Source organism: Allobaculum stercoricanis DSM 13633 (assembly GCF_000384195.1).
Taxonomy (GTDB): Bacteria; Bacillota_I; Bacilli_A; order Erysipelotrichales; family Erysipelotrichaceae; genus Allobaculum; species Allobaculum stercoricanis.
This window is the reverse complement of sequence record NZ_KB913034.1, coordinates 2,041,072-2,052,877: the sequence shown is the minus strand read 5'-3', so window position 1 is coordinate 2,052,877 and position 11,806 is coordinate 2,041,072. Positions and strand designations below refer to the sequence as shown.

Below are 11,806 nucleotides of genomic sequence, written 5' to 3'. Positions count from 1 at the left end.
CATGAAATAAAACTGTAAAGCTGTAGCGCCGTATACGAGAACCGTACGTACGGTGCAATGAGAGGGGCGAGGCTCACAGATAGTCTCCCTCTACTCTATTTCATGATTTTGTGAATCGCCTTAGCCATCCAACGTTTGCGATTCGCATAGCGAAATGGCGTATCGATCCATAATGCTTTATTTAAAATTCCTTTGGTGTGCGAGAACGTTTCAAATCCCCAACGACCATGATATTGGCCTATACCACTTGCGCCCATGCCTCCAAAAGGCAAGCGTTCACTCGAAATATGCAGAACTGTATCGTTAATACATCCCCCACCAAACGGTTGGACATATTTCATATACGATTGATGTAACTCATTGCGTGAGAACAAATAAAATGCGAGAGGTGTCGGTAAAGAGGCTAATTTTCGCATCAAAGGTTTAAATTGACGATAGGTCAAAACGGGTAAAATCGGACCGAATATTTCTTCTTGCATAATCGGATCGTCCCAACTTACCCCTTCTAAAACGGTCGGTTCAATTTGGAGTGTTTCCACACTCGCCCGCCCGCCAATCACAACTTTGTTTTCATCGACTAAAGAGATGAGATGTTTAAATCGTGTTTCATTAATGATCTTTCCAATTCGAGAAGGATTGGGATATTGTTTTTGAATTTCGTGTTTCAAAGCCGCCATAAATGGTTGCACAACGGATTCATGAACCACCACATAATCAGGCGCAACGCAAGTTTGTCCCGCATTTAAAAATTTTCCAAAAACGATGCGTTTCGCTGCCAAAACTAAATTGGCACTTTCATCCACGACAACTGGCGATTTGCCCCCTAATTCTAAGGTCACTGGCGTCATATGCTTGCTGGCAGATTGGTAAACAAGAGAACCGAGATCTTTTCCACCGGTGAAGAAAATATAATCAAACTTTAATTCTAAAAGTTGGCTAATCGTTTCTCTTCCTCCTGGTGCAACACAAACAAATTCGGAAGGATAAATCATTTGAATGATCTTTTCAATTACCGCATTGGTCGCTTTGGCCGCATGTCCTGTTTTCACAATCGCTGTATTTCCTGCCGCAATGGCTTGGGCTAAAGGTTCCATGACCAATAAAAACGGATAGTTCCATGGGGCCATGATCAACACATTGCCATAAGGAACGGGCACCGTTTGACTTGTTGAGACTAATTGATGAAGAGGGGTTACATGATGTTTCGCTTGCGTATTACTTTTCAAATGACGAATTTGCCAATCGATTGCACTTAAAGTTAAACCCACTTCAGACATATAGCCTTCAGTAGACGATTTTCCTAAATCTTCGTTGAGTGCTTCTAATATATCTTGTTCATGCAGTTGAATGGCTGCTTTTAATAATTCGAGCTCTACTTTTCTTCCGGGAATAGAAATTGTTTTGCCCGATTCAAAATAACGTTTTTGTTGTTCTAAAATTTCACCATAATCCCGAATTGGATCAACATTCGTGCTTTCGTTTATGGATTGCACTTCTTCTTTGATGATTGTTTCCATATACGGCTCCTACTTAATCTTTTGGATTTCATTGATATTCTCTATGTATCATTCTAGATCAAACTCGCCTTTCAATCGGACTCATTGCTCCAAATTGAGTGATCATTGCGATAAATTGAATAAAAAAGATCTTCATCAAAGAACGAACATATTGCGTTCAAATGACGAAGACCTTTTTGTGATTTTAAATGAGTTGAATGATTGATTTTGAATCGTTTTTATTTTTCTTTTGCAGTGTCGATAAAGCGCATCAAACCAGCTTCATCCATGTAACCAGCAGTTGCTAAAACAGCTTTGTTGTCTTTGAAGAATACTAAAGTTGGAACGGATTGAACGCGGAATGCATTAGCGAGTTCTTGGTTTTCATCGATATCTACTTTAGCGATCACAACATCGCCTTCTAATTTTGTTGCTGCTCCTTCTAAAACAGGGGCTAACATTTTGCATGGTCCGCACCATGTCGCAAAAAAGTCGACTAAAACTTGATTATTGGATTCAACGATTTCTTTAAAATCATCAACACTTTTAACGTGACGAATTGCCATAATAAATATCTCTCTTTCTTTAAAATTAGTTTACATTAACTTTATCATAAGCACTTCTATTTTGCTCATAGATTATTTTGTTCCTATTGCTTCATCAGCACTCTTTGTATTTCATCTTCAGGATCTAATTCATCTTGGCTTGCTATAGGTTGATCTATGTCTGGCTCTTTAGCTTCTTGCAGATTCTCTTGCTCTTTTTGCGCTTGTTTTTGTAGTCTTACTTCCGCTAAGTAGTTATTAAAGATTTTATACACCGAGGCCATTAATGGCACACCGAGCACCATGCCAAAAACACCAAACAATGAACCGCCAACAACGATGGTCATCATGACATAAATTCCCGGTAAACCGACTTTATTGCCAATGACTCTTGGAAAGAAGATATTCGATTCGATTTGTTGGATCACGCAAAGGAAGACTAAGAAGATCAAGCATTTCATCGGGCTAATCGTAAAGATAATAAAGGCTCCAATACCTCCACCAACAAATGCTCCGACCATCGGAATCATATTGATGACCCCCACTAAAACGCCAATCATCGTGGCATACGGCAATCGTAAAATCAGCATGCCGACAGTACACATCGTACTTAAAATACAAGCTTCTATAATTTCCCCGGTAATAAACGATTTAAACGATTCGTAGATAATCATCAAAGAACGCGTAAGATGAGCACGTTTTTCTTGTGACATGAATAAATCAGTCAATACGAAATAAGCTTTAATAAAGCGTTCTTTTTCCGACAAGATGTACGTTGCAAAAACGACCACAACAAATAAGTTCACCACGCCGCCAATTGCGCCTGACACAATACTCATCGTCGAATTGACGACGTTTTTATCGCTATTTCCATTGAGGATAAAGCCTAAAATCGCTTCCGTTGTTTTTTGCCAGTTCAAATCAATATTGCCTAGCCATTTACTAAATTCTGGATATTTCACCATCAACTGATCAATAGCCGCTTGAATTTCTTGAAAATAACGCGGAACTTCACGCGCCAACATTTGTACCGCATTGATCAAGTTTGGAATAACGATCGACAAGATCAGCGCAATGATACAAAGGGCTACTAAAAACGCGACAAGCATCGCAAATGTTCGTGCCCGTTTTGCGAAAAAGCGCACGTTACAATTTCTCAGTTTTTCTTCTACTGGAGCCATGATAAGGTTCAAAATGAACGCTAAAGCGACACCACCCATTAAAGACGTAAAGGCGCTTAAAACATATTTAAACCCTTCAGCAAAGTAAGAGAAGTTCGTAATAAATAAGATTGCAAGCACCACAACAAAACTTGCCATCCATAGTGTTTTGTATTTTCGAAAGAGCTTCATACATTCTCCTTTCGTTCTATTTATTCACTTGTCTGTGATCTGATTACAATGACATATAGTGTCTCAATGTCAAAAAACCAATCACAAAGAAAATAGCCGAGATCACAAGCATGAAAGGATCTCCTTTAAACATCGCGTACATCGATAGTGCGCATGCTACAAATAGCATAATCCAGCTTATGCATAGTGCTGATTTTTTTGTCAATTTTTTCATCTATAAGCCTTTCCTATCGTTTTTTCAGATTGTTAACATTCTAACACGTTTCAAGTCAATGAAAAATCATCATACATATGACCAACAAAACTGTCAGAATTTAAAGTTTTCATCTCTTTTTGATTTTCTTTGTTTACAATGATAATCGTGCTCTTCTTACCCCAACAATTTTGATCGCAAACGATCCTATTTTGAAACAGAAAGACGCATGAAACAAAAGAAAGGAGATTTGAATATGGTCAAACGACAGCGAATGTCTGAAGATGATAAAGCAAAGCGTCGCCTGCAAAATAAACAAGCCAAACAACTTGCTTATGATCAAAGCGAGTCGATTAAACAGACAAAAAAATCTCACTTTTCTTTAATTCCTTTACTCCTGATTGTCCTGCTCTCTTTTGGCCTAACTTTTTTCATGGAATCCCGAAAGTCCAATGCCCCACATGGTTTAACTCCTCTTGAATTAAATCAACGGATCGAATCTGCCGCATTACAATATGATATTTTGGACCATCTCGATGAACTCAAAGCCATTGTTGAAGTCGAGTCCAATGGCCAAAGTGAAGATGTCTTTCAATCCAGTGAATCGGCTGGACTACCACCCAATTCGCTAGGCGTCGATGAATCGATCGACCAAGGGGTTCGCTACTACCGATTATTACTCGATAAAGCAGAACTACTCGGTGTTGATCAAGATGCCGTTTATCAAGCCTATAACTATGGAAGTGGCTATTTAGATTTCGTTGCCCAACACGGAAAACAACATACCCAAGAATTAGCCGAAGAATTTTCACGCATCCACAGCAACGGTCGTATTGTGACTTATCCCAATCCAATTGCGGTCGAATCCAATGGCGGATGGCGTTATGACTATGGCAACATGTTTTATGTCAAACTCATCCATCAAGCTCTAGATAACAATCCATCCCTTTAACTTGAATTTCCCTTTAAAATCATTCTCATGAAAATGGACTAAGATGCCCCAATAAAATAAATAAAATGAGAGATCTTTAGATACATCCGTATCGTTGACCTCTCATTTTTATATTGCTTTATATCATTTTTTATTTCATAGGTGCAGTTAAGAACGCGATTCCTTCATTCTTCCAACCCATGGAAATAAGGGCTAATGCTTCATTCGCATCCATCGTGTAATGATGGTTTCCATCATTTCCATTATAAACACGATAAACTGGTGTATCTTTTGGATTCTTTGAAGTATAGAATGCTACTCCTTCATCATTCCATCCTAAAGACACGAGAGCATTCTTTTCATTTACATTCGTTGTGTAATGATGCAATCCACTATTTGGATTATAAACGCGATATACGGCTTGTCCTTTTTCTTTGGATTCGCTCATAAACGCAATTCCTTCATCATTCCATCCATTTTTAGTAATGACTTTAAACTCACCATAGTTTGTTGTATAGAGATGTTCACCATTATATGGATTATAAGCACGATATACAGCATTTTCTACTTGTTGTGTTGGCGCATTAGAATCTGTTGAAGATCCACCACTCGTTGAACCACCTGTGGAGCCTCCGCCAGTTGAAGATCCACCAGAACCACCTGTAGATCCTCCTCCGGATCCGCCACCTGTTGGAATGTCATCTTCAGATTCAACTACATTCATAACAAATGTACCTTCTAGTTCAGTATTAGGAGCTACTTCATTGATAAATCCACTTTCATTCATCACTGCTGGAGTTTCTTCTTTTTTTGTATAAGACGTAGTGATTTTTGCTTGTCCTTTACCTACAGTCTTAACAACAACTTTTCCCTGTTCATCAATTTTTGCTGTTGCAACGCTAGGATTAGAACTTGTTACACTGCACTCATATTGTTCAAAATCCATCTCTTGATCTTTTAATGGATAAGGAATCAATTCAAGACTTTCATTCTTCACTTCATAAGTTGAATTCGATTTAAATTCTTGATCTTCATTGATTCCCATAATAATTGAAGGCAAATCATCAAAATCATCAAAATCAAAATCATCAAGATCAATTAGACCCTCTAATAATTTTAAATATGATGGAATTTTTATTGGCTCGTTCTTCTTACCACAGCCTCCCTCACATTTTTGATACATAGATCCTGACTTAAAGAAGTCTGGGAAACTTGTAATCTGCCATACATATTCATGATCCACGATAACCTTGAATGTGTTATTGTCAGATACTAGTTCTTGACCCTTGAGTACATTGACAAAGCTAATGTTTGTTTCACCTTTTGAATAAGCTTCAATAATTCCGTAATTATAAGCACCATTTGCTTCAGCTTTAGCCACCTCAGCATTACTACTTGTAAATTTTCGTACAGTAGATTTGCTTGCTTCATCTCCGTAATAATACGGGAAGTTGTCATAAATTGGAGAATGGCCTACACTTTCTGGACATACTTGAATTGACTCATACTCTTGTTCAACGGATGAATCAAAATAATCAGGATTAACAAGTCCTGCTGCTACAAAAGGAGAATCCTTTCCTGCAAAAGCTTGAATTGCTTCTTTCGTATTCGGAAAAAATATAGCAGGTTTATTATTTCCTTTCGCAATTGTGTTCAAGAAGCCTTCTTCCATTGTAGGCAACTCATTGCTTTGGAAAGCCAACGATACTACTTCTTTACCCTCTTTAACTTGTCCGAAGTAATCCTCTATTCCAAAAGGACTTTCATTTCCAAAGATTGATCCTAATGTTTTTACAGAAGAAGGAATGTTGATAAAACGCAGATGTGGAGACATTTTATCTGATGTACTTTTTCCCAAAGCAAATGCCAAATCACCGATCGTTGTTAATCCTTCTGGTAATTCAATACGTCCAAGTTTGGTGCAACCAGCAAAAGCTGATTCACCGATTGTTGTTAGATGTTGTAGTTCGCTAAAGTCAATATCCCACAGCGAAGTGCATCCTTCAAACGCTGAATTTTCAATTGTCTCTAGTTTCATTAATGAAGGTTCCTCATATTGGTCAAGGGCGAAACTAATGTCATTAAGTTTAGTACAACCCGCAAATGCAGATTCGCCAATTGATTTAAGTCCTTTAGGCAAACTAAGATTCTTTAGCGCAGTACAATCTTTGAAAGCAGATTTACCTATCTCTAAATTAACGCAATAGTAAAAATTGATATCAACTAGTGATTTGAATCCTTCAAATGCGGATTCACCGATTCTTAAATTACTAGGTAATCTGATTTCTTTAATTGAGGAATATTGGCAGTCTTTAAAAGCATTGTCACCTATGCTTGTTACCGTGTAATCTTCGTCAGATTCATCTTGTTTTCGAACAACATCTGGAATATCCAATGTGTATCCAGTTGGCTGATAACCATCCGCAAACCCAATTACTTCCACTTCTTTTTTATTTTCATCAGTGATTTTATACTTCAATCCTTCATACTCGAAGTCAGCTGTAACTGAGTTCTCTGGGCTTGCTTCGACATTTTGTTTTTCTTCTTCAAATGTAGCTTCTTCGAATTCAACTGTTGCTTCTTCAAATTCACCCACTTCTTCTGCTTGTATGGGTTGTGGTATAAAAGTAGTACCCATCATTGCAACCAAGCATAATGACATGAGTTTATTCATTCTTGATTTCATAATAGCCCCTTTCTTTAATCGTTCCTTTTCTTCATGTTCTTTCTATCCATAAAAAATCTTCATTGGATCGAAGTATTCTCAAATCAATGTCTTTTTAAATGGATTTTTTTGTTTTGATTACTCAAAACCATTAACAATTAAATACTAACACTAACACTGTTATATATATATATATATATACGGTTTATATTTCATCTTTATAGTGTTGTATTAGAAATATATTATCTAATTTGTGTTATAGCTTTGCCTCAAAAGGTATACATTCAGCGTGAAAGAAAAAGTTTTTATTCACCTTAAAATTTATTTTTGTCGATTATTTAGGGGTTTTTAGCTAAAAATCATTTTTCTATTTCTCACTTAGAATCTCGATTGGCAAAACATTTGAGCTTTCTAGGCATAAAAAAATCCCTTTTCGTGACGACTCGAATTCGTTATTTCGAGTGTCTACGAAAAGGGATTCTATTTTTATGAAGATTTTTTCTATATTAATATTCTTTGTTCAACGATTTAATAACCAGCTTGTTCGCCATAAATTGGCTCTTCTACAAATTCTTGTTCTTCGCCTGGGTAATATGGATATTGTTCTACCGGTTCTTGAACAGGAGGTTGTTCCACTGGATACTGTTCTGTTGGATATTGTTCTACACCTTGATTCACATTTGGATCTGCGTTTTCTGGTGTTTGTGGCGTCTGGGTATTCGACTCTGTGGTTTGTCCGGATGGGTTTGCGACATCAATCGTTTTGCCCTCGAATAAATCTTGAATAAAGGTTTGGGCATTTGTCACTGTTTCTGCGTAGTTCATCAAAACAGAGGCGTTAGATCCGATTGCTGGGCAGAATGCTGTTGCTGAATCTCCGCTTAACGCATAACTTTGAATATTCCAGCTTGGGAAAGAGGAAATTTCTAATCCGATCAATTCTTTAATCTGTGTTCCGCTCATATTTGTCGTAAATGCTGTGGATAAAGCACGGATAAAGTTTGGATAATTGACAACCATGGTAGGAGACATCATTTTTTCCAATAATGCTCTTAGCACGATTTGTTGGTTGATAATTCGTTGGTTATCTCCGGTCAAATAAGCATGACGTTCACGCGCAAAGGCTAAGGCTCTTTCCCCTTCTAAATGGTTCATCCCCGCTTGAACGCCTGGCATACCATTCGCATAGAAGGTTTCAACTTCTAATCCTGGTTCAACATAAACATCAATTCCACCAATGGCATCGACGATATTGATTAAGGAAGAGAAGTTGACGCGAACTGTGTAGTTCACTTCGATTCCCAGATAATCTTCAATTGTGGATTCTGTTGTGCCAATTCCATACCAACCGGTATGCGTTAATTTATCGCTTTGTCCTGCGATTGCTGCACACGCCGTTTCATTTTTCTTACAAGAGACTGGGATATAGGAATCTCGTGGTAAAGAAATCATTAACACTTGATGTGTTTTTGGATTTACACTGACGAGCATGTTGACATCAGAGCGGCTGATTGTCGATAAGTTCCCATAACTATCGCTTCCTGAAATCAAAACCGTGAATGGTTCTTGGGTAATGTCCATGACATCATCCGCTGGGTTTTTCATTTCTTCAGGAACTGGAACGTAGTAAATATATTGATCCACTTTATTGGTCATTGTCGTTAAGGCATTGTATTGGTTGTAGTCGTTTGCGGCTTCCAATAATTCTTCGTGGAATTGTTCTGGCAAAATGATCGCATTGACTTCGCCTCGATATAAAGCATCGACAAGCGCAAAAGAACTTTCATATTCTTGTGTGACTGGTGTTGCCCCTGCTTTACGCAACTGTTCAAGCGCACCATTAGTTCCGCGTTCATCTAAAGCAGTCACTACACCTGTTACGGTTCCATTTAATTCGCTAGGTTGATGGATATTGCTTCCTTGCATCGCATAAGTCGTCACACTTAATGCCATTTGATTTAAGACATCTGCGGAATTGAGTGTATCCGCATTAGGGTCATCTTTATCTTGTTTGTCTGCTGTGCCTGTTGGTGTTGAAATCGATTCAAAGAAGTCACCTGTTTTTTGCATGTAGTAACCACCTAATACACAAGTGCAGCTCAGCGCAAACGTAAAGACCATCACCACGCCTTTAATCCAATGGCGATAGTAGCGTTTTAACAACAAGCAAATGAATAACACTAAAAGTAAAGCGAGTACGCCATAGCCGATAATTAGTTGAATCGTTGAGAAGATTTCCAATCGGAATGCTTGGTATGCGATATAACCGGCTGACGCAATAAATAAAAGAACAAAGATCCAAGACAATACTGTCACAGTCTTTGATTGATGATTCGTATATCGTCTCATGTTTCACCTCATGAACTTAAAAATGCGCTTATTATAGTAACATAGACCAGACTCAAGTCCCATACAGTTTTGTCACTATCCCTTTCAATTGTTCAAATAACCCAATAATAAATCGTCGTATCTCATTAAAGAAATCTTCAATTTCTTGCTAATTTTCTCTATACCCTTGTTCATTTTTGTTTAGATTTTCTTTTTTCGCATACAAAAAAAAACGTTTTGAATTTTCCAGTTAAGGAACATCAAAACGTTTAAATTTCGATTGATTTTCTTATTTTACAAAGAAGCCAGCGATTGCGCCTTCAGGTCCAGTGTGCGTTGCTAAAATATAACAACCTTCCATATAATCTGTTGCGAATGTTGTTTCCAATTGATTTTCAAAAGCCTCTTTGAGGGTTTGGGCTGGTTGTGAATCTAAACCCGTATAACCAAATATCACGGGACGATCTAAATCGATATTCCACTCTTTCGCCAGTCTAGCCATACTGTTGTACGCTTTTTTCATCCCCCGAACTTTTAATGGCACCGCAATTTTTCCTTCTTCTAAAGTCAGGATTGGTTTAATTCCAGCAAGTTCTCCAATTGCTGCAGTTGCTGCTGAGATGCGGCCTCCGCGTTTTAAGTATTCCAAAGTTGGAACTAAGCCTAAAAGGCGAACTTTCTTTTTATCTTCTTCTAAAATATCCACAATTTCTTGGGCAGATTTTCCTTGATTCCGTAAATTCAAAGCTTCTTGCACAAGTAAGACCATCGGAAAACTGATCGTTTGGGAATCGATTAAATGAATGCGTTTTTCATCTACGCTCGTTTTCGCTAAACGAGCAGAGTTATAACTTCCTGATAGTCCAGAAGCTAATGAAATCACGATCACTTCATCTTCGGGATTTTTGAGTAAGTCTTCAAAAATATCCATATAAACCGCTGGGGAAACTTGGCTTGTTGTCAGAGTTACCCCTTTCTGTTGTTGCGTACGGTAAAAATCTTCACTCGTGAACCCCTCTTCCATTGGCTCACCACTGGCAATGATGCCAAGTGGAGCAACGACAAGTCCTTTGTCACGGTCTGTTTTTAATTCTTGTGCGCTATCGGCAACGATCCAAATCATATTGATCTCCTGTTCTGTTTCGTATTTTGTGTTGATCTACTCCACTCTTCTCATTCAAAGCGGGGTATTCTACTTTTCTTTTGTACTGACATAATGAACGAAATATCAAAATCACTTCGTTTGGCTTGATGGATTGGCGTGATCTATTGTCCTATGGCATTCATTCGCCTTTTTCGTTCTTGGGGACAGTTTATTGACGTTTTGTTGACTTGTCAACATTATTGTTGATCAATCAACAATAATGTTGAACTCCTTCTCTTTCCCACAAAAAAAACGTTTCGATTGTCGTGTTTTCACTTCAATCAAAACGTTTTCGTCATCTATTTTATTTTATAAAAAAGCCGACACCCGCACTATTTGGTCCGGTGTGTGTAGCCAAAACAAAACTTGCTGGCATGATTCGTTCTGGAAATTGATGATCCAGCTGTTTATCAAACGCCTCTTTCAAAATATGACCTGGTTCTGGATCTAAGCCGGTATAACCAAAGATCACTGGACGATCTAAATCGATTCCCCATTCACTCGCAAGGCGAGGCAAACTGTTATAGGCTTTTTTCAATCCTCTAACTTTTTTCGGAATGCCGACAACTCCATCCATGACGGATAATAAAGGTTTAATTCCAACCATATCGCCAATCGCGGCCGTTGCAGCCGAGATGCGTCCGCCCCGTTTTAAATATTCAAGTGTTGGCACAATTCCGATAAAGCGAACTTTTTTAGCATCTTCTTCTAAAATAGCCGCAATTTCTTTGGCGGATTTTCCTTGTTTCCGTAATTCAAAAGCTTCTTCAACAAGTAATGTAATGGAAAAACATACTGTCCCTGAATCCACAATATGGATACGATCAGCATCCAGTCCACTCGCTGCAAGATGTGCCGAGTTGTATGTACCAGACAATTTTGCGGCTAAGGAAATGTAAATCACTTCATCTTCAGGATTTTTGAGAATTTTTTCAAAAATATCCATATAAACCGCTGGAGCTACTTGGCTAGATTTGATAACAACGCCTTTTTCTTCCATTTTTGCATAGAACTCTTCGGCTGTAAATCCTGGTTGAAACGGTATTCCATCCGCATTAATCGTTAAATCTGCAACAATGAATCCATTCTCGCGATCGGTTTTTAATTCTTGCGCACTATCTGCAACAATCCAAATCATATTCTATCTCCTGT

General features: G+C 38.1%; 8 protein-coding genes. 1 reads left to right on the top strand and 7 read right to left on the bottom strand.

What is annotated here, in order from left to right:
• Positions 1-95: 95 nt before the first annotated feature.
• From ALLST_RS0109545 to ALLST_RS10720, 3 genes are all read right to left on the bottom strand, one after another.
• Positions 96-1,517 (bottom strand): aldehyde dehydrogenase family protein, encoded by a 1,422-nt coding sequence (locus ALLST_RS0109545; RefSeq protein WP_019893978.1) that lies wholly within the window; start codon positions 1,515-1,517, stop codon positions 96-98.
• Positions 1,518-1,735: 218 nt separating this feature from the next.
• Positions 1,736-2,062 carry a thioredoxin gene (trxA, locus tag ALLST_RS0109540; RefSeq protein WP_019893977.1) on the bottom strand — a complete coding sequence of 109 codons (327 nt, stop codon included), beginning with the start codon at positions 2,060-2,062 and terminating at the stop codon, positions 1,736-1,738.
• 83 nt (positions 2,063-2,145) lie between these two features.
• Positions 2,146-3,393, bottom strand: coding sequence for an AI-2E family transporter (locus tag ALLST_RS10720; RefSeq protein WP_019893976.1), 1,248 nt, complete (start codon positions 3,391-3,393; stop codon positions 2,146-2,148).
• Positions 3,394-3,842: 449 nt separating this feature from the next.
• Here ALLST_RS10720 and ALLST_RS10715 point away from each other — a divergent pair, with 449 nt between their 5' ends.
• Positions 3,843-4,538, top strand: coding sequence for a lysozyme family protein (locus ALLST_RS10715; RefSeq protein WP_019893974.1), 696 nt, complete (start codon positions 3,843-3,845; stop codon positions 4,536-4,538).
• 130 nt (positions 4,539-4,668) lie between these two features.
• Here the strand turns inward: ALLST_RS10715 and ALLST_RS11185 are convergent, their stop codons facing one another.
• The 4 genes from ALLST_RS11185 to ALLST_RS10695 form a co-directional block, all read right to left on the bottom strand.
• Complete coding sequence (locus ALLST_RS11185) at positions 4,669-7,203, bottom strand: leucine-rich repeat domain-containing protein (protein WP_019893973.1); 2,535 nt, start codon at positions 7,201-7,203, stop codon at positions 4,669-4,671.
• Positions 7,204-7,710: 507 nt separating this feature from the next.
• Complete coding sequence (locus tag ALLST_RS11180) at positions 7,711-9,531, bottom strand: LCP family protein (RefSeq protein ID WP_019893972.1); 1,821 nt, start codon at positions 9,529-9,531, stop codon at positions 7,711-7,713.
• Positions 9,532-9,799: 268 nt separating this feature from the next.
• Positions 9,800-10,633: a DegV family protein gene (locus ALLST_RS10700; RefSeq protein ID WP_019893971.1), complete on the bottom strand. Its 834-nt coding sequence runs from the start codon at positions 10,631-10,633 to the stop codon at positions 9,800-9,802.
• 325 nt (positions 10,634-10,958) lie between these two features.
• Positions 10,959-11,792, bottom strand: a complete 834-nt coding sequence (locus ALLST_RS10695) for a DegV family protein (protein WP_019893970.1) — start codon at positions 11,790-11,792, stop codon at positions 10,959-10,961.
• Positions 11,793-11,806 lie beyond the last annotated feature (14 nt).